Consider the following 19,097-nt stretch of genomic DNA (forward strand, 5'->3'; position numbering starts at 1 on the left):
CTGTGGGGAGCGCGCCCCGGCACAGTGGGAACGTCAGCGGGGAACGCGGGGCGCGGGACGGTTCACGACGGACATCGACCACACCCCCTTCCACCTCTCGAGCTGACCCCGATGATCATTCCACCGCCCCGCGGCGCCCACAACCCCGCCTGGGTGCAAGGAAGGGCCCCTTGTTAACAGCCAGGTGTTAACAAGGGGCCCTTCCTCTACCTGAGGCGTTAAGAAGGTGCCCTTCCTTACGGGCCGACGAAGACCGCCTTGGCGCGCCAGTCGACGCCGTCGACCGCCGGGCCGCTGCGCACCGTGAACGCCCCCGACGGAGCGCCGTTCGCCCAGTCGGCGGCGGACAGGTCACCGGTGCTCCGGTTGACCTTGTAGAGCGTCGAGCCGGCCACGAAGACGGCACCCGCGTCGGAGAACCCGCTCGCCCCGGCCACGGAGAACCGGTCGGCACCGACCACGCCGCTGTCCGGCGTGAACCAGCGCCAGAACAGGCCGTTCTGCCCGGTCAGCGTGTAGTAGAGCCGCCCGCCGGTGGAGAACATGCCGGTCACGTTCGGGATCTCGGCGTAGAAGCCGGTGGTCGCGCCGACGTATGTCTGCCCGGCCGGTCCCGAGTTGGTGATCACGTTGTCCCAGTACGGGTCGTGGTACGGGTCCACCAGTTCCGGCGTGCCGAACGTGGTGCCGTCGAACGTGCGCCGCCACAGCGCGCCGTCGGCGCCGTAGAACAGCGTCCCGCCGACCCAGAAGGCGTTGCGGGTGGCGGACCACACGGTCCCGTCCGGGTTCGCCACCGGGCTGGGGGTGCCGACGCCGGTCAGCCCGTCGTACGAGCGGACCTGCACCTCCTCGCCGGTGCCGGCCGGCGGAGGCCCGGTCTTGACGATCTCGACGGCGTTGACGAGCGGGTTCTCCTTGACGTGCCGGAACTCGATGTCGACGGTGCCGTCGCTGGTCACCGTGAACTCCCGCATGGTGCCCACGTTGTGCCCGACGCCGCCGGACAGGTCCAGGTCGTCCAGGACGACGGTGCCGTCCAGCGCCACGTCGAAGACGCGGGTGTTCGGGGCTGAGGTGCCGTCGTACCGGTTGGCCAGGTAGAGCCGCACGTGCACCTCGGTGCCGGTGGGCACGGGGAACTGCCAGAGCATCTCCGCGCCGCCGGCCGGGTCGTACCGCTCGCTGCTGTAGAGGGCGGCCGGGGTGCCGACCGGTACCGTCGCGTCCAGACTGCCGACCGTGGTGAAGCCGGAGGCCGAGCTGCCGGTGTTGTGGTAGGGGCTGGGGCTGGAGTTGGTGTCGGCTGCCCAGTCCGGTCCGCCGTCGCCGGCGGCGGCCACCGGGCCACCCGCGTTCACCCGGTACAGCACGTTTGTCGGCTTCGGCAGGCCGGCCTGGTACACGTTGCCGGGCAGTGTCGCGGTGGTGGTCGGGTGCGGCGCCTTGCCACCGGCGAGCGGGAAGAACGCGATCCGCTCCCGCCGGTACTGGAAGTTGCCGATCCAGAGCGTGTCGCCGCCGATCCAGAGCCCGGCGTCGGTGACGAGCATCTCCGAGGCGCCGATGCCGCGCGGGTGCCGGCCCGGGTTCCAGGACAGCGGCAGGCCGTTGGCCGGGTCGAGCGCGGCGATGCTGGCCCGGCCGACCGCGCCGGCGCGGGCGTTGTCGGTGCCCGTGGTGTTGTTGAGCCAGCGGAGGTGACCGCCGACGTAGACGGCCTGCTCGCTGATGCCGACGGACAGGAACGTGTCGCCGCCGCTGTAGTCGACCCAGGTCGGCTGGAGGTTGTCGCCGGTCGCGCCGGCCTCCCAGCGGGCCGCGGTGTCGCAGAGCGTCCCGCCGTAGGGGGCGCCGGTCGTGACCACCACGAAGTAGCTGTTGTCCGGGGAGAACGCGACGTCGCGGACGTACGAGTCGAACGACTGCCACTTGCAGCGCGGCGTGTAGCGGGCTGTGTTCCAGTCGGTGACGGTGGCGGCGGTGGCGCCCAGGTCGAGTTTGACGATCTGGTCGTGCAGCACCCCGTCGGCCTTCTTGAAGTTGCCGATGACGACGAGCTGCGTGCCGTCCGGGGAGACGGCGAGCTTCTCCGCGCCGACGCCGGCCTTGGCACCGCTGACGCCGTCCCAGTTGTGGTTCTCGGTCAGCGTGGTCGTGAGGTAGCCGTCGACCGCGCCGGTGGTGGCGTCGAGCGAGGCGAGCCCGCCGCGCGGGTTGGGGTTGCCGGCCGTGGTGAAGATGCCGCCGACCAGCAGCCGGTCGCCGACGAGCGCGATGTCCTTGATCAGCCCGTTGAACGCCGGCGGCGCGAAGCTGGTGACGACCGCCCCGGTGGCGACGTCGAGCAGGGCGACCTTGCGCCGGGTCACGCCGTTGACGGTGTTGAACTTGCCGGCGACGAAGACGGTGCCCGCCGTGGGCCCGGCCACGACCGCCGTCACCTCGTTGTCGAGCGTGGGCGCGAAGGCGGCGTCCACCTGTCCGGTGGCCTTGTCGAAGGCGAGCAGGTAGTCGCGGGGGATGTCGACGTCGGAGTTCCGGTTCTGCACCTGGGTGAAGGAGCCACCCGCGATGATCTTCGTACCGGCGTCGTGGATCGCGTCGACCGAGCCGTCCTGGACGTCGGGCGAGGCGGCGGAGGGGACGGTGTGGACCACTGCGTCGTGGCCGGGCACGGCGGCGGCTGCCGCGGGCGTGGCCGGCGAGAGGCCGGCGGCGGTGAGGGCGCCGGCGGTGAGGACCGCGAGGAGACGGCGGCGGCGCGGGGCCGGGGGGTGGGTCACGGGCAGCTCCGGTGGGTGAGCGGGATGAGGTGTCGCTGCGCTCACTCTCCGTTGATCACCGGCTCCGCGTCCAGCACTGGCGGCGCATTCTGCCCGACCACCGTGCCGCCGGGGGCCGACCACCGCCCGCACCGGCCAGGACAGCCGAGGCCGTCCGCACGAAAAGGTGAGGCCGTCTCACCGGCCGGGCGGGCCGGGTCGGTCGGCGGTCAGGTGGCCGCCGCCGGGTCGGCCGACGGAAGCGTCACTGTCACCTCCAGGCCGCCGCCGGGCTGGGCGACCGCCTTCACCGTGCCGCCGTGCGCGTCGCTGACGGCCCGCACGATCGACAGGCCGAGACCGGAGCCACGTGCGCCGGTGCGTTCCTGTCCGCCGCGCCTGAACGGCTCGAACAGCCCGGGTACGTCGGCCGGGGCGACCTCGAAGCCGGTGTTCCCCACCACCAGCCAGGACCGTTCCCCGTCGGTGCCGGTACGCACCCAGATCCGGCCGTGCAGGTGGTTGTAACGGACCGCGTTCTCCACCAGGTTGCCGGCGAGCCGGTCGAGCAGCCCGGGGTCGCCGACCACCGGCGCGGGGCGCAGCGAGGTGTGCACCTTGAGGCCGATGCGCTCCACTTCCCGGGAGACCGCCGACAGCGCGTTCGCGGTGCCGATGGCGAGGTCCGACTCGGCACGGCGGCCGAGCCGCCGGCCGGTCTGCGCCTCGCTGCGGGCCAGCACCAGCAGCGCGTCGACCAGGCCGTTGGCGCGCTCGGAGGCGTCGCGCACCACGCCGGCCATGCGCCGGTACTCGGCGAGGTCGGCGTCGTCGTCGCTGAGTGTCACGTCGATTTCGGTACGCATCACCGCCAGCGGTGTCCGCAGCTCGTGCGAGGCGTTCGCGACGAACCGCTTCTGCGCCTCGAACGCGCCGCTGATCCGGTCGAGCATGGCGTCGAACGTCTCGGCCAGCTCGGCCACCTCGTCGTCGGCGCCGGACCAGCCGATCCGCTCGTCGAGTGTGGCCTCGCCGAGCCGGCGGGCGGTGGCGGTGACCTGGTGCAGCGGGCGCAGCGCCCGCCCGGCCACCAGGTACGCCCCGGCCACTCCGACAACGCTGATCGCCGCCAGCGCGAGCAGCCCCTTGACCAGCAGTTCCTGGGATGCGGCGTCCACCAACTGCCGCTGCCACTGCCCGGCGTCGAGCGTCCGCCCGTCGGTGAGCACCACTGTGGTGCCGGGCAGCAGCTCGTCGGTGGGGCGCAGCGCGTCGCGGACCAGCAGCCAGGCCAGCAGCACCAGGATCGCCCCGGCGCCGACCAGCAGCACGCCGTTGAGCAGGGTCAGCCGCAGCCGCAGCGTCGGCCGTACCCGGCGCGCGCTCACTGCCGTACCCCGCCGATGCGATAGCCCGCGCCCACCACGGTGTCGATGAGCGGCGGGTCTCCGAGCTTCTTGCGCAGTGTCATCACGGTGACCCGCACGATCGTGGTGAACGGGTCGGTGTTGGCGTCCCAGACCCGTTCCAGCAGCTCCTCGCTGGACACCACCGCGCCACGCGCCTTGAGCAGCTCGGCGAGCACGCCGAATTCCTTGTTGGTGAGGTCGAGCGGCACGCCGCCCCGGCTCACCACCCGGCGGGCCGGGTCGAGCACCAGGTCGGCCACCTCCAGCACCGGCGGCGCGGCCGGGGTGGCCCGGCGGCCGAGCGCCTGCACCCGGGCCACCAGCTCGTCGAACGCGAACGGCTTGGCCAGGTAGTCGTCGGCGCCGAGCTGCAACCCCTCGACGCGGTCGGCGACGGTGCCGCTGGCGGTCAGCATCAGCACCCGGGTCAGCGCGCCGGAGGCGGCCAGGTCGGCGCAGATCCGGTCGCCGTGCACGCCGGGCAGGTCGCGGTCCAGGATCACCACGTCGTAGCGGGTGACGAACGCCGCCTCGTGCCCGGCGTCGCCGTCGTAGGCGACGTCGACTGCCATCCCGCGCTTGCGCAGCCCGCGCGCGATCGCGTCGGCGAGGTTGCGCTCGTCCTCGACCACCAGTACCCGCATCCCGGCCTCCCACCTCGTGACCCCTGACAACCTAGTGCGGCAGGTAAAACCCGCCGCCGGAGGAGCCGGCCGCCGATGAGCGCCCCACCGGCAAGTCACGCACCGTGACGAGTGCTTGCTCGACCGCATGGGACGACCGGCCGACCGTATCGTCGCGACCAGCAGAAACATCACATCGGTCCCCGACGGCGGGGATGTCCCTCCGCGGGGGATCATCCCGTGGGCGCACTTCGGCCACTGTCGGTGACAGCGCCGCGGTGGGCCGATCGCGGGCGGCGGCACCGGCCGCCATTGCAGAAAACCTTCGGGTACGCGATGCTCGGCGGCGATGATCGACAGGCGTAGCAGGCACAGGTCACGGTCACGCCGGGCGGGTTCCCGATGAGCGGTCGCGACGTCGCGTACCGCCGGTTCCGCTTCCCGGCGGACCGGGACCGGGGTCGCGCGGACGGGCTGCGCGCCGGGCCGGGCGGCCTGACCCTCGACGGCGCGGCCGGCCGCGTCACGCACACCGACCCGCACTCCGGGACCACTGCCGAGTACGCCGCCGGCACCTGGACCTCCCCCGTGACGCCCGCCGGCTTCGCGGTCACCGAACTGGTGCCCTCCTGGACCGCCGACACCCCGCCCGGCTGCTGGCTGCAGGTCGACCTGCGCGGCTGGGCCGACGACGCGGCCACCACCGGCTGGTACGAGCTGGGCCACTGGGCCGCCGACGACAGCGCCGTGCACCGCGCCTCCGTACCCGGGCAGGAGGACGACCGGGCGCGGGTCGCCGCCGACACACTGCGGGTGACCGGCGCGACGGCGACCGGCTGGCAGGTCCGGGTGACCCTGCTGCGCCGGCTCGACGCACCCGCCGGCCCGGCGTTGCGCACGGTGGGGGTGCTCGCCTCCGCCGACCCGCCGGTCGGCGCGGAGACCGACGACGCGAACGCCCGCAGCGCGGAGGCCCGCAGCGCGAACGCCCGCAGCGCGGAGGCTGGGACCGGAGACATCCGCGCGTGGGGGCGCGTGCTGGACGTGCCGCGGTACGCGCAACGGCTGCACGCCGCCGGGGAGACCCGCTGGGGTGGCGGCGGTGACTCCTGGTGCAGCCCCACCTGCGTATCCATGGTGCTCGACTTCTGGGGCACCGGGCCCACGCCGGACCGGTACGCCTGGGTGGCGCCCCCCGGCCCGCGCCCGCAGGTCATGCACGCCGCCCGGCACTGCTACGACCACGCCTACGGCGGGCCCGGCAACTGGCCGTTCAACACGGCGTACGCGGCGACGCACGGGGTGGACGCCTTCGTCACCCGGCTGCGCTCGCTGACCGAGGCGGAACGGTTCGTGGCCGCCGGCATCCCCCTGATCGTCTCGGCCGCGTTCACCGCCGGCCAGGTGCCCGGCCTGGACTACGACACCCGGGGACACCTCATGGTGCTGGCCGGCTTCACCGCCGAGGGCGACCCGGTGCTCAACGACCCGTACGCGCCGGACGACGAGCGGGTCCGCCGCACCGTTGCGCGCGGGCCGTTCGAGAGCGCCTGGCAGGCGGGCAGCGGCGGGATCGCGTACGTGCTGCGTCCCGAGTCGACGCCGCTGCCCCCGGCCCCGGCACAGGCGAACTGGTGATCAGCGGCCGACCGGCCAGATCGCCATGCCGCCGGTGGGGCGCAGGCACACCGGTTCCGTACCCGTGTCCGCGCACTCGGAGCTGGCGCCGGGCAGGATCCCCCGGCTCCGTACCTGCCCGGCCGCCACGTCCAGCGCGCCGACGAGCGTCCGGTCCTCGGTGAGCGTGCGCAGCCCGAGCAGCGGCCCACCGCTCGTCCGACCAGGCCGGACGGCCGGGCGGGGCGCCGGACCTGGCGGTGCCTCGTCGCGCAGCTCTGCCAGATCGATGACGGCCACTACCATCCTCTCCCGCGCGCCGGGCCGCCGCCCGACCGAGACCGGTCGCGTGACGAACCGCCTGTACGATGGCGCGTCGTGGCCGTGCCCGTGGTGGACCCCTCGTTGAACCCCTCGCCCGTCGAGGCGGACCCCGTCGTGGCCGACCCGCCACGCCGCGCCCGTCGCCGGCCGGCCCGCGCCGACCTGCTGGCCATCGGCACCTATGTGCTGCTCGGCGTTCTCGTCTGCCTCAACTACTGGGGCGACGTCGAGAACCGGGTCTCCTCGCACCTGCCCACCGACCACAGCTGGTTCGAGTGGCTGTTCGCGCACGGCGCGTACTCGGTGCAGCACCTGGAGAACCCGCTGTTCACCACCCGGCAGAACGCGCCGGACGGGGTGAACATGATGGCGAACACCTCGCTGCTCGGGGTGACGCTGCCGCTGGCGCCGCTGACGCTGCTACTCGGCCCACAGGTGATCTACGCGCTCTACCTGGGCGCCGCGCTGTCCGCGACCGCCGCCACGTCGTACTGGGTGCTGTCCCGGCACCTGGTCCAATCCCGGGCCGCCGCGTTCGTCGGCGGCGCGTTCCTCGGTTTCGCGCCGGGCATCGTGCACCACGCCAACGGACAGCCCAACTTCGTGTCGAACTTCCTCCTGCCGCTGATCGTGGCCCGGGTGCTGCGGCTGGGCGAGCCGGGCCGCTGGCGGCGCAACGGGACGGCACTCGGATTGCTGGTCGCGTACCAGATCTTCATCAACGAGGAGATGCTGCTGCTCACGGCGCTGGCCTGCCTGGTCGTCGTGGTGGCGTACGCGGTGCAGCGGCCCCGCGCGGCCCGCGAGCGGGCCGGGTCGTTCCTGGCCGCGCTCGGTCTCGGCGGCGGCCTGGCGCTGCTGCTGACCGCGTACCCGATCTGGTTCCAGTTCAACGGCCCGCAGTCCTACCGGGGCCTGCAGGGTGGGGTCTTCCACAACTGGGGCGAGGACCTGGTCGCCTTCGTCACGTTCGCCCGGGACACCGTCGCCGGCGACGAGGCGGTGGAGAAGACCATCGGCCTGACCGAGCAGAACACCTGGTTCGGCTGGCCGCTGGTGCTGGTGGCGCTGGCCGCGCTGGTGCTGCTGGTCCGCCGTTCGGTGCCGGCCCGGATCCTGGCCGTGCTGGTGGTCGTGTTCACGACCGCCTCGATCGGCCCGGTGGTCCGGTTCAACGGCGCGGAGACCGACATCGACGGGCCGTGGGCGTACGTGCCGGACGACCTGCCGCTGGTCGAGATGATGATGCCGACCCGGTTGAGCCTGGTCGTGGTGGCCGCCGTCGGTGTGCTGCTCGCCCTGGCCTGGGACAGGCTAGCCGGGGCCGGCCGCCCGCCGGTGCCCGCCCCCCGCACCGCCGCCGACGAGGGCGCGGACGACGAGGGCGCGGACGACGAGAGCGGCGACCGCGGGACGGCCGCGCGCGACACGCGCCGCCGGGTGCTGCGCCTGGCCGGGTTCGTCGCGATCGCCGCCGCCCTGGTGCCGCTGATCCCGCGTCCGCTGCCGGCGGAGCGGATCGACCCGCCGCCGCACTTCATCACCGCCGGCGGCTGGCGGCCGTACGTACCGCAGGGCCGCACGCTCGTGCCGGTGCCGATCCCCAGCAACGTGCACGGGCTGCACACGCTGCGCTGGAGCGCGCTGACCGGGCACGAGTTCCCGATCCCGGGTGGCTACTTCATCGGGCCGAACGAGCGCGGCGAAGGTGTCTTCGGCGCCCCGAACCGGCCCACCAGCACGCTCATCTACTCCACCATGGACGCGGGCGAGGTGCCGGAGATCACCGCGGAGAACCGCCGCCAGGCCGTGGAGGACCTGCGCTTCTGGCGGGCCTCGGTGGTGGTGCTCGGGGCCGGTCCGCGCGAGGCGGTGCTGCGCGACCTCATGGCCGAACTGCTCGGCCCGCCACAGCGGGTGGACGACGTGTGGATCTGGGACGTCCGCGACCGGGTGTGACCCCGCCGGTCAGCCGACGAGCGGGCGGACGTCCCACAGGTACCCGCCGGGCACGTCCCGGCCGGGGCCGACCAGCGCGTCCACCGTGGTACGCACCGGGTCGCCGGGTGACGAGTCGGCCTGCACCAGTGCCGCCGCCCGCCAGTGCCGCAGGTCGTCGACCGCCTGCCGGCGTTCCGCCGCACCGACCGGCGGCACCCGGCCGGTCTCGGCGGCCCGGCGCAGCAGCAGCGACGTGGGCCGGTCCGGCGCGCCCCAGCGGGCGGCCGGGTCGCCTGCCGACCGCGGGCCGATGAAGTAGCCGCCCGGCGCGTCGAACGCCAGCGCGGTGCGCGCCGACCAGAACATGGCCGGGCTGACCGCCGCCCCGGTCACCGGTGGCACCGGCACCAGCGTCCGGCCCGCCGGCACGTACTCCCGCCACCCGCCGCCGGACACCACGGCCGGGACCGGCGTGACCGGCACCGTGCGGATCGGCGTCGGCGCCAGCGGCAGCAGCGCGACGGCGACCGCGCCGGCCCACGGCGCCCAGGTGCGCACGCCGCCGCGCCGGACCCGGTCCACTGCGAGCGCCAGCAGCACCCCGAGCACCGGCACGCAGACCAGCGCGAACCGCGCCGGCACCACCAGGTCCAGCAGCGGCACGTCGGCGAGCAGGCGGTACGGGCCGGGCAGCCCGGTGTCGTGCCGGTTCACCACCACCGGCGAACCGAGCGACAGCAGCGCGAACAGCAGGCCGCACGCGGCGAGCGCGCGCACCAGCGGGCGCCGCCACAGCCGCACCACCACGAGGACGGCCAGCAGCGGCAGGAACGGGCCGAGGAACGAGTTCTGCTCGGTCGGGTTCGGTGACAGCAACCCGGCCCGGCGGGCGTCCCCGGCGACGCTCTGCCGGGCGGTGGTGACGAACGAGACCACGTCCAGCCGGTAGCCCCCGGTGTGGAACGGCATCCCCCGGTAGTGGCCCGGGCCGGCGAACTGGAACCACAGCGGGTACGCCAGCAGCACGCCCGCCACCAGCGCGCCGATGCCCAACCGGCGGGCCACCACGGGCGCCAGCCGGCGGGCGGCGGCCCGGTCGGCGAGCGCGTACGCCCCGGCGAACACCCCGGCGGCGAGCGCCAGGAAGACCAGCACCTCCTCGCCGAGGAACACCTGGTAGGCGACGGCGAGCCCGAGCAGCACGCCGTCGCGCCGGACCCGATCGGTGGCGGGGCGGAACACCAGCGCGAGGATCACCGGCACCAGGAACTGGGCGGCCATGTGCAGGTGCGCGCCGGCCTGCGCCACCATGCCGGGGGCGAAGCCGCAGAACAGGCCGCCCACCGCGGCGGCGGCCCGGGAGCGGACCAGCCGGCGGGCGAGCAGCGCGTACCAGGCGGTGGCGGTGCCGGCCAGGCTGAGCGTCACGGCGACGAGGAAGGCCGCCTGGGAGCTGAAGACGACTGTGACCGGGGTGAGCGGCACACCCAGCCCGAGCACCGACGTGTTCGCCATCAGGTTCACCCCGTCCGGGGCGTTCAGCGCGCCGCTCCACAACGGGTTCTCGCCGCCGGTGACCGCGCGGGCGGCCCGGGCCAACATCCACTCGAACAGCATCTGGTCGCCGGCCTGGTGGAACAGCCGTTCCGGCCGGCGCCACTGGCCGGTGGTGAGCAGGACGGCGAGACCGAGGTAGCCGGCCACCACCAGCACGTCGGCCGGGCGGGGCCGGCGACGGCGGGGCGCGGGGGCGGGGACCGCCGGTTCGGTCAGGCGGTCCGGTCGGTCAGTTTCCGCACGTCCCACAGCCACACGTCCAGCTCCTGCCGTCCGGGGCCGACCAACTGCTCCACGGTGCGGCGCAGCGGCTCGGCGTTCTGCTCGTCGCGCGGCAGCACCACCACCGCCGCGTTCCAGTGCCGCAGCTCGTCCAGGTAGCGACGGCGCTGGCGGTCGTCCAGCTTCGGCGTACGGCCGGTGGACGATACCTCCCGCAACATCTCGCCGATGCCGCTGGGCCGGCCGCCGAAGCGCCCGGGGTCGCCGGTGACGCCGTTGCGCGGCGCGAGGAAGTAGCCGCCGGGGATCTTGAAGTCGAGGTTGGTGCTGGCCGCCCAGCGCATCGGGTCGGTGTTGCCCATCGCGGGCACCGGCACGGAGACGAGCGTCTGGTCCGGCCCGACGTACTTGCGCCACCGGTCGGCGGTGATGAACTCCGGCACCGGCTCCCGCGTGGTGACCTTCAACGGCATCGGTGCGATCGGCAGCAACGCGAGGACCAGGCCCGCGGCGGTGAGCTTGCGGGCGGTACGCCGGTCCACGCCGCGCAGCGCCCAGGCGCGCCGCACCGCGTACGCGAGCAGGATCGCCACCGTCACGCCGGTGATCAGGCCGAAGCGGGTCGGCACCACGGCGTCGAGCAGCGGCAGCCGGACCAGCAGCTCCCACGGGCCGGTGGCGATCTCGCGGTCCCACCAGGAGATCCGCTCGCCGAGGGAGAGCACGGCGAAGAACAGCCCGGTGGCGGCGAGCGCGCGGACGATCACGTCCCGCCGCAGCCACACCACGATGCCCACGACCAGCAGCGACAGGCTCCAGCCGAAGAACGCGTTCTCCTCCGAGTAGTTCGGCGCGAGGTTGACGTTGGCGCGTTCGTTGCCGCCGAACGTGGGCGAGCCGGGCGCGAAGAACGCGGCGATGTCGTTGCCGTAGTCGCGTACCGCGTCGCTGAGCCCGTGGTACGCCATCGGCCCGGCGAACTGCACCCACAGCGGGTACGCCAGCAGCGCCCCGGCCAGCGCCGCGCAGACCGCCAGCCCCGCGCCGAGCGGCCGCCAGGCGGTCGTCCACCGCTCGCGCTGCTGCACCACCACGGCGATCAGGAACACGCCCAGGGCCAGCGCGGTGAAGAGCAGGATCTCCTCGTTGATGAACGCCTGCGCGGTCACCAGCAGCGCCAGCAGCACGCCGTCGCGGACCGGCCGGGCCGACCGGGTCAGCACCAGCACCCGCCACACGATGAACGGCAGCAGGAACTGACTGATGATGTTCGGGTGCCAGTTGGCGTGCGACAGCATGGCCGGGGAGAAACCGCAGAACCAGGCCGCCACGGCGGCGGCCGGGCGGTGCCGGATCAGGTGCCGGGACAGCACCCGGTACCAGGCGGCGGCGGTGCCGGCCAGGCCGAGCGTGACCAGCGTGACGAAGGTGACCGCCGGTCCGAACAGGAGGGTCACCGGCACCATCGGGATGCCCAGCGCCAGGATGGCGGTGTTCGCCATCAGGTTGACGCCGTCGGGGTAGTTGAACTGCTCGGTGAAGAACGGGAACTCGCCGTGCAGCACCACCCGTACCGAGTGGGCGAGGAAGAACTGCACCTGCGCCGGGTCGCTGCTGTAGAGCGCGGCCACCCGCCCGGCCGGGTCGGCCCAGATGCCGCTGGTGACCCAGATCGCGGCGAGCAGGAATCCGCCGTACACGGTGAGGTCGATCCGGCGGCGGGTCCACCGGCGCGCGCGCCGTGCGCCCGGCGCCTCGGGCGTGGCCGGCTCGGTGGTGGTGGCCGGTTCCGGCTCGGCGACGGTGACCGGTGGCGGGTCCAGGGTGACGGCGCGGTGGCCCGTCGGGGCGGCGGCGTCCGGCGTCGAGGCGGCGCGGGTCTCGGCAGGCGTCACAGTCGGCGGAGTCTACCGGAGCCGGATATTGACACCCGAATCGCGCATCACGTTCCGCAGTGGCCGGTCAGCCGAAAGGGTGAGCCGGGCGCGGCCGGGTGACCTGTCGTCTCGTACCATGTGGGCTTCCGACCGACGACCGGCGAGGGGATCAGGGTGCTTTCAGCCCGCCGAGGCGCTACGACGGGCACCGCGCTGGCAGCTCTGCTGCTGGTCACGGCCGGTTGCGGGCCGGTCGCCGAACGGCAGCCGGCGGACCTGCGGGTCGGCTACGACAGTCTCGACGGCACCCTCGCGGTGTGGCCGCCGCGCGGCAGCCTCGCCCGGGACACCGCGGCGACCGCCGCGATCACCACTGCGGTACGCGACTGGCGCTCCCCGGTGGACGACCGGGTGCACGTGCCCACCTCCGGCATCCTCTTCTCCGGTCAGGTCGCCGGGTCGGCGCTCGCGCTCGTCGCCGCGGACGTCCCCGGCGAGGCCGCATCCTGGCTGCTGCAACTCGGCCGGGACGGGCAGCGCTGGCGGGTCGTCCACGCCACCGAGTACACCGACCCCGGCTACCTGGTCTACTCCGACGTGCTGCCGGTGCGGGAACCCGACGGCCGCCGCTACCTCACCTCGACCCGCGTCGAGCGGCTGACCGGGCCCGACGGCAAGGTGCTCGGCAGCACCGACGGCGTCACCGACCCGGTCGCCGTACCGGACTGCCGGGCCGTCGAACTGACCGCGACGCTGCGGCCCACGCCGTCGCTGCCGCGCGGCCGGGCCGCGGACCGCGTCCTCGACCTGGGTACGGCGACCGAAGCGCCCCGCTACCCCCTGGTACGCGACGAGACGGGTGCCGGCAGACGTGCGCTGACCGGCCTGGACACCTGCGTGCTGGCCGGTGAGCGGGGCCCGTTCGGCAGCGTGCCGCGCCGTATCGGCGACCGGGAGGCGCCCCGCTCCGCGCCGGAGTCCTGGCCGATGGCGAAGATCGCGACGCGTTCCCTCGGTTCGGTGGCCCTCGGTGACGGTGAGCCGGGCGAGTTGGAACAGCTCAGCTGGGAGACGCCGGCCGGGACGATGACGGCCGTGGTCTACCGGCCGGCCGACGGCGGCGTCCCGGTGGTCTCGCCCGCCGACATGTCCACCACGCTTCAGGCGTACCACCTGCCGATGCCGGGCCGGCCGCTGGCGGTGCTGTCCTGGCGTACCCGGGACGCCTCGTTCTCCGCCCCGCCCGGCACGACCCGCCTGGTCGACCGTCCCGGCCTGGTGGTGGTCGAGCACACCGACCGGAGGCAGACGTTCAGCCTGGCCGGCACCGAGAAGACGTGGTACCGCTCCCTCCCCACCCCCTGACCGCGCTTCCGGCCCCGCGCACCCGGGTCGGCCCCACCCCGTCGATCATGAAGTTGACAGCGACAAACCGGACACCATCCACGGCCGACCTCACGATCACCCCACCGCCCCGGGTGATCAAGGAGTTTGTGTCACCCAGGCGGCCTCGCGCGCACCCAAACTCCTTGGTCAACAGGGCATGCTCACCCCAGCTCTGGCGATTTTGCAGTTGGCGCCCCTTGCAATCAGGGCGAAACGGGCAAGCTGGGGGCCGGAAGTGCAAGATCGGCGGGGCCGGGAGGGCTGGGCCGCGCTAGGGGTGAGGTAGGTGCATGCCTAGGTAGGGGGTTTGGGCTGGGCCGGGGCGGGAGGTGCCGTCGGGGCGCCAACCGTGGCGCGTGTAGAACGCGCGGGCCCGGGTGTTGCGCTCCCACACCTCCAGTACTCCCAGCGCCAGCCCCTCGTCCGCCAGGTGACGCACGAACAGCGCGTGCAGCGCACCACCCACGCCCCGGCCCCAGAGCTCCGGATCGACGTGGATCTGGTAGAGCTGCGCGGTGGTCCGCGGATCCAGGTCGGACGAGTGCGGCGGCCCCATGGCGAGCACCCCGGCCAGGGCGCCGTCCACCATGGCGACTCGCACCCGCTTGTGCGCCGAGGCGACCGCCGCTGACCAGCCCTCTCGCTGCTCCCGGGCCAGCTTCGGAGTGAGAATCTCCCCGACCGGCAGCCCACCGGCCCCGTAGTAGGCGACCCGCGCCCGACTGTGCAGCTCGACGATCCTCGAAAGATCCCCGAGCCCCGCCTCCCGTACCTCCACGAGCCCTTCCTCCACACCAGACATCCGGCGATCTTGCGGTTGCGGCCCTCCCTTATCGGGCGAAGCTGACATCAGGAGGGCCGCAAGTGCAAGATCAACGCAGGCGGGCGGGGAACCGGGTCAGCTCTGGGCCCGGGCTCCGTTCGTGGCCGGGTCCACCGGGGCCGCGTCCAGGCCGGAGATCCAGCCGGTGCAGTCGCGCGCCACGTCCTGCGCGGTCAGCCGCAGATCGGCCAGGATCTGCGCGCGGCTGCCGTGCGGGTGCCAGTCGGCCGCCACGCCGAGGTCCTTGACCGGTACGCGGACGTCGGCGTCGCGCATCGCCTGGGCCAGCGCGGAACCGACGCCGCCGATGCGTACGCCGTCCTCGACGGTGACCACGAGCCGGTGCGTGGATGCCAGCTCGACCAGTTCGGCCGGCACCGGGCGTACCCAGCGCGGGTCGACGACTGTCACGCCGTACCCCTGCTCGGCGACCCGGGCGGCGACCTCGACGCCGAGGCCGGCGAACGAGCCGACCGCGACCAGCAGCACGTCGGTACGCGCCGACTCGGCCAGCACGTCGACCGGGCCGACCCGGCGTACGGCCGGCAGGTCGGCGGCGACGGTGCCGGTCGGGAAGCGCAGGATGGTCGGGCCGTCGTCCACGGCGACCGCCTCGCGCAACTCCTCGCGCAGCGTGGCCGAGTCGCGGGGCGCGGCGATCCGCAGGCCGGGCACGACGCCGAAGACCGACATGTCCCAGATGCCGTAGTGGCTGGGCCCGTCCGGGCCGGTGATGCCGGCCCGGTCCAGCACGAACGTGACGGGCAGCTTGTGCATCGCCACGTCCAGCAGGACCTGGTCGAACGCGCGGTTGAGGAACGTGGCGTAGACCGCGACGACCGGGTGCAGCCCGCCCATCGCCAGGCCGGCGGCGGAGGTGGCCGCGTGCTGCTCGGCGATGCCCACGTCGTAGACCCGCTCCGGGTACTTGCGGGCCAGCGTGGCGATACCGGTTGGCTCGGCCATGGCGGCGGTGATGCCGACCACGTCGGGACGCTCGTCGGCGATCGCGACCAGCTCGTCGGCGAAGACGTTTGTCCACTTCACCGATGGGACGGCGAGCAGCTTGCCGGTCTCGGCGTCGAACGCGCCGGGGCCGTGCAGGCAGTCGGCCTCGTCGTCCTCGGCGGGGCGGTAGCCGTAGCCCTTGCGGGTGACCGCGTGCACGATCACCGGGCCGCCGAAGTTCTTCGCGGCGCGCAGCGCCGCCTCGACCGCCGGCACGTCGTGGCCGTCGACCGGGCCGACGTACTTGATGCCGAGGTCCTCGAACATGGCCTGCGGGGCGACCGCGTCCTTGATGCCCTTCTTGACCGCGTGCAGCACCTCGTACATCGGCTTGCCGACGAACGGGGTGTTGCCCAGCGCGTCCTTGACCGTGTCGAGCACCTTCTCGTAGCCGGGGTTGAGCCGCAGCGACGACAGGTGGTCGGCGAGGCCGCCGATGGTCGGCGAGTAGGACCGGCCGTTGTCGTTGACGACGATCACCAGCGGGTTGCCGGCGGTGGCGATGTTGTTGAGCGCCTCCCAGCACATGCCGCCGGTGAGCGCGCCGTCGCCGACCACGGCGACCACCGAGCGCTTCTCGCCGCGCAGCGCGTACGCCTTGGCGAGCCCGTCGGCGTACGACAGGGCGGTGGAGGCGTGCGAGTTCTCGATCAGGTCGTGCTCGCTCTCCGCCTGACTGGGGTAGCCGGAGAGGCCACCGCGCTGGCGGAGCTTGTCGAAGCCCTCCTGCCGGCCGGTGAGGATCTTGTGCACGTACGCCTGGTGGCCGGTGTCGAAGAGGAGCCGGTCACGCGGGGAGTCGAAGACCCGGTGCATCGCCAGGGTCAGCTCGACCACACCGAGGTTGGGGCCGACGTGGCCGCCGGTGCGGGAGACCTTGGCGATCAGGAAGTCACGGATCTCGGCGGCGAGGATGTCCAGCTGCTCGGCGGTCATCCGCTTCACGTCCTGCGGGCCGCAGACGGTGCCCAGCAGCCGACCGTGGTTGACCGTGCCCTCTTCAACACTCATGACCCGAGAGTCTATCGGCCGCGGAACAGTCCGCAGCCCGGCCGTGCATCGACCCAGGTCAGGCGTCCACCACCAGCCGCCGGGGCGCAGGTGGGCGCGGCGCGGCGGCGGACGGGCCGGACGGGGTCCAGGAGCCGAGCACGGCGGCCCGGGACGCCCCGGTCACCGACGGCACCGCGCCTGGCAGCCCGTGCCAGGACAGCCAGCCCAGCAGCGCGAACGCGTACGCCTCCTTGGCCTGGGCCGGTACGCCCAGCTCGTCGGTGGTGCGCAGCCGCCAGCGTCCCTCCCCCAGCGCCGCCAGCCGAGCCCGGAGTGTGGGATTACGCACTCCCCCGCCGGCGGCCACCACCTCGGTGACCCGGTGCCGGTCGCAGGCGTCGGCCACGGTGCGGGCGGTCAGCTCGGTGAGCGTGGCCAGCACGTCGTCGGCTGCCACCGGCTCGCCGAGCGCGGTCAGCGCGGCGTCCAGGTAGCCGCCGTGGAACAGCTCCTTGCCGGTCGACTTGGGCGGCGGCGCGGCGTAGTACGGCTCGGCGAGCAGCCGGGCCAGCAGCACCCCGTGCACCCGGCCGGCCGCGGCGCGGGCGCCGTCGACGTCGCAGGGCCGGTCCAGGAAGCGCCGGGCGGCGGCGTCCAGCAGCGCGTTCGCCGGGCCCACGTCGTACCCGAGGACGGGCGCGCCGGGCGCGACCACTGTGAGGTTCGCGATCCCGCCGAGGTTCAACGCGGCGCGGGGTGCAGCCCCGGCGGCCGGGTCGAGCAGCAGCGCGTCGAACGCCGGGACCAGCGGCGCGCCCTGGCCGCCGGCCGCCACGTCCGCCGAGCGCAGGTCGTGCAGCACCGGTACGCCCACCCGGGCGGCCACCCGGGCCGGCGCGCCGAGCTGGAGCGTGCCCCGCACCCGGCCGTCCTCGACCCAGTGGAAGACCGTCTGACCGGGCGACACGACCGCGTCGGCAGTGCCCCCGGCCAGCTCGACACCGGCCGCCGCCGCTTCCGCGAACACCTCGCCGAGCCGGTTGTCCAGCCGGCAGACCGCCTCGATCGTGGTGGCCGCCGGGGGCAGCAGCGCGGCGATCTCGGCCCGCAGGTCGTCCGGGTACGCCAGTTCCCGGTGCCCGAGCGGTCGCAGCCGCAGCGTGCCGCCGTCGGCGGTGAACTCGGCCGCCACCACGTCCACGCCGTCGTACGACGTGCCCGACATCAGCCCGACGATGCGCAAGGAAGGGCCCCTTCTTAACGGATCCGGTAGTGAAAGGGCCCCTTGTTAACGCGGTCAACGCGCGGAGCCGCGGACAAGATCAACGCTGCGGGGGCAGGAACAGGCCCACCAGTTCCACGTGCTGGGTCATCGGGAACAGGTCGAAGCCGCGCAGCGCGGCCAGCCGCCACCCCGCCTCGGCGAACGTGCGCACGTCCCGGGCGAAGGAGGCCGAGTCGCAGGCCACGTAGGCGACCGCGCGCGGCCGGGCGGCCACCACACCGCGCACCACCGGCGCGCCCGCGCCGGAGCGCGGCGGGTCGAGTACCACCAGGTCGACCGGTCCGGTGATCCGGCGCCGGGACAGTGCGGCCTCCACCCGCGCGGCGACCACCTCGACGGCGGGCAGGCCGGACAGGTTCTCCCGGGCCGCTGCCACGCCGTCCGGCGCCGACTCGACGAGCGTCACCCGGGCGCCGTCGACCCGTTCGGCGAGCGCGGCGGCGAACAGCCCGGCCCCGCCGTACAGGTCCCAGGAGGTCTCGCCGGGCCGCGGGTCGAGCAGGTCGAGGACCGCGCCGGTCAGGGCGTCCGCCGCGGCCGGGTGGACCTGCCAGAACCCGGAGGCGGGCACCGTGAAGGATCGCCCGGCCGCCGTCTCCCGGACCCGCTCCGGCCCGCTCACCGCCGCCGGAACCCCGTGCGCGTACGCGGCCACGGCGACATCCCCGCCGGTGCTGGCGACCGTCTCCACCGCGTCGGCGTCCGGCCAGCGGGCACCGGTGGGCGCAAGCACCGGCAGGTCCTGGATCGCCGGGTGCGCGATCAGGCACCTGTCGATCGGCACCACCTCGTGCGAGCGGTGCTTGAGCAGCCCGGCCCGACCGGCCGCGTCGACCGCGTAGCGGACCCGGGAACGCCAGCCCAGCGGCCCGCCGGGCAGCGCCTCGACGCGTACGCCGAGCGCCTCCACCTGCTCCGCGGTGAGGCCGCCCAGCCGGGTGAGCTGTTCGCGCACCACTGCGAGCTTCCAGTCGAGCTGGGCGGCCGGGGCGACGTGCTGGAGGTCGCAGCCGCCGCACCGGCCCGGCCGGGCGTACGGGCACGGCGCGGTGACCCGGTCCGGCGAGGCGTCGAGGATCTGCACCGCGTCGGCGCGGGCGAAGCCCCGGTGCAGCTCGGTCACCTCGGCCACCACCCGCTCGCCGGGCAGCGCGTGCCGGACGAAGACCACCTGCCCGCCGACCCGGGCCACGCAGTGCCCGCCCGGCGCGACCGCGTCGACGGTCAGCTCGACCCGTTCGGCCTCCTCCAGCCCGGAGCGCTCCGG

13 protein-coding genes are annotated in these 19,097 nt (G+C 74.1%); 3 read left to right on the forward strand and 10 right to left on the reverse strand.

The genetic code is table 11. The features are described 5' to 3' along the window. Window positions 1-236: 236 nt before the first annotated feature. The 3 genes from GA0070215_RS08900 to GA0070215_RS08910 all read right to left on the reverse strand — a co-directional run bounded on the left by GA0070215_RS08900 (window position 237) and on the right by GA0070215_RS08910 (window position 4,818). The gene (locus GA0070215_RS08900; protein ID WP_091043914.1) at window positions 237-2,786 is read right to left on the reverse strand and encodes a malectin domain-containing carbohydrate-binding protein; all 2,550 of its coding nucleotides are present in this window, start codon (window positions 2,784-2,786) and stop codon (window positions 237-239) included. A gap of 209 nt (window positions 2,787-2,995) precedes the next feature. Beyond that, window positions 2,996-4,153: a sensor histidine kinase gene (locus tag GA0070215_RS08905; RefSeq protein ID WP_018788977.1), complete on the reverse strand. Its 1,158-nt coding sequence runs from the start codon at window positions 4,151-4,153 to the stop codon at window positions 2,996-2,998. Then, window positions 4,150-4,818 carry a response regulator transcription factor gene (locus GA0070215_RS08910; protein WP_018788976.1) on the reverse strand — a complete coding sequence of 223 codons (669 nt, stop codon included), beginning with the start codon at window positions 4,816-4,818 and terminating at the stop codon, window positions 4,150-4,152. The genes GA0070215_RS08905 and GA0070215_RS08910 overlap by 4 nt, the downstream gene beginning before the upstream one ends. 381 nt (window positions 4,819-5,199) lie before the next feature. On the opposite strand from GA0070215_RS08910, the gene GA0070215_RS08915 reads away from it, so the two are divergent. Then, window positions 5,200-6,435 (forward strand): peptidase C39 family protein, encoded by a 1,236-nt coding sequence (locus tag GA0070215_RS08915; RefSeq protein WP_091043919.1) that lies wholly within the window; start codon window positions 5,200-5,202, stop codon window positions 6,433-6,435. Here the strand turns inward: GA0070215_RS08915 and GA0070215_RS08920 are convergent, their stop codons facing one another. Further along, a complete protein-coding gene (locus tag GA0070215_RS08920; RefSeq protein ID WP_244166923.1) occupies window positions 6,436-6,714 on the reverse strand; it encodes a hypothetical protein in 279 nt (92 codons plus the stop codon). It abuts the gene before it with no gap. 93 nt (window positions 6,715-6,807) lie between these two features. Here GA0070215_RS08920 and GA0070215_RS08925 point away from each other — a divergent pair, with 93 nt between their 5' ends. Further along, on the forward strand, window positions 6,808-8,697 hold the full coding sequence (locus GA0070215_RS08925; RefSeq protein WP_208600311.1) for a DUF6311 domain-containing protein: 1,890 nt from the start codon (window positions 6,808-6,810) through the stop codon (window positions 8,695-8,697). Window positions 8,698-8,706: 9 nt separating this feature from the next. On the opposite strand, the gene GA0070215_RS08930 is transcribed toward GA0070215_RS08925, so the two are convergent. Next, window positions 8,707-10,491, reverse strand: a complete 1,785-nt coding sequence (locus tag GA0070215_RS08930; protein WP_091043926.1) for a DUF6311 domain-containing protein — start codon at window positions 10,489-10,491, stop codon at window positions 8,707-8,709. Beyond that, window positions 10,449-12,353, reverse strand: a complete 1,905-nt coding sequence (locus tag GA0070215_RS08935; RefSeq protein ID WP_091043929.1) for a DUF6311 domain-containing protein — start codon at window positions 12,351-12,353, stop codon at window positions 10,449-10,451. The genes GA0070215_RS08930 and GA0070215_RS08935 overlap by 43 nt, the downstream gene beginning before the upstream one ends. 156 nt (window positions 12,354-12,509) lie before the next feature. Between GA0070215_RS08935 and GA0070215_RS08940 the strand changes: the two genes are divergently transcribed. Continuing rightward, entirely contained in the window at window positions 12,510-13,700 is a 1,191-nt protein-coding gene (locus tag GA0070215_RS08940) for a hypothetical protein (protein ID WP_091044288.1), read from the forward strand. A gap of 292 nt (window positions 13,701-13,992) precedes the next feature. Here GA0070215_RS08940 and GA0070215_RS08945 read toward each other — a convergent pair whose 3' ends face one another. The 4 genes from GA0070215_RS08945 to GA0070215_RS08960 all read right to left on the reverse strand — a co-directional run bounded on the left by GA0070215_RS08945 (window position 13,993) and on the right by GA0070215_RS08960 (window position 19,082). Further along, on the reverse strand, window positions 13,993-14,523 hold the full coding sequence (locus tag GA0070215_RS08945) for a GNAT family N-acetyltransferase (RefSeq protein ID WP_091043933.1): 531 nt from the start codon (window positions 14,521-14,523) through the stop codon (window positions 13,993-13,995). 96 nt (window positions 14,524-14,619) lie between these two features. Further along, window positions 14,620-16,563, reverse strand: a complete 1,944-nt coding sequence (gene dxs / locus GA0070215_RS08950; protein WP_091043936.1) for a 1-deoxy-D-xylulose-5-phosphate synthase — start codon at window positions 16,561-16,563, stop codon at window positions 14,620-14,622. A gap of 58 nt (window positions 16,564-16,621) precedes the next feature. Further along, on the reverse strand, window positions 16,622-17,788 hold the full coding sequence (locus GA0070215_RS08955) for an anhydro-N-acetylmuramic acid kinase (RefSeq protein WP_091043940.1): 1,167 nt from the start codon (window positions 17,786-17,788) through the stop codon (window positions 16,622-16,624). A gap of 79 nt (window positions 17,789-17,867) precedes the next feature. After that, window positions 17,868-19,082 (reverse strand): class I SAM-dependent RNA methyltransferase, encoded by a 1,215-nt coding sequence (locus tag GA0070215_RS08960; RefSeq protein WP_091044292.1) that lies wholly within the window; start codon window positions 19,080-19,082, stop codon window positions 17,868-17,870. Between the last annotated feature and the right edge of the window lie 15 nt (window positions 19,083-19,097).

It is taken from the genome of Micromonospora marina (genome assembly GCF_900091565.1).
Taxonomy (GTDB): Bacteria; Actinomycetota; Actinomycetes; order Mycobacteriales; family Micromonosporaceae; genus Micromonospora; species Micromonospora marina.

Bases quoted from the DNA above. Each gene is read 5' to 3' on its own strand.
- GA0070215_RS08910 (WP_018788976.1), bottom strand. From the start codon at position 4,818: ATGCGGGTACTGGTGGTCGAGGACGAGCGCAACCTCGCCGACGCGATC.
- GA0070215_RS08915 (WP_091043919.1), top strand. From the start codon at position 5,200: ATGAGCGGTCGCGACGTCGCGTACCGCCGGTTCCGCTTCCCGGCGGAC.
- GA0070215_RS08945 (WP_091043933.1), bottom strand. From the start codon at position 14,523: ATGTCTGGTGTGGAGGAAGGGCTCGTGGAGGTACGGGAGGCGGGGCTC.
- dxs (WP_091043936.1), bottom strand. From the start codon at position 16,563: ATGAGTGTTGAAGAGGGCACGGTCAACCACGGTCGGCTGCTGGGCACC.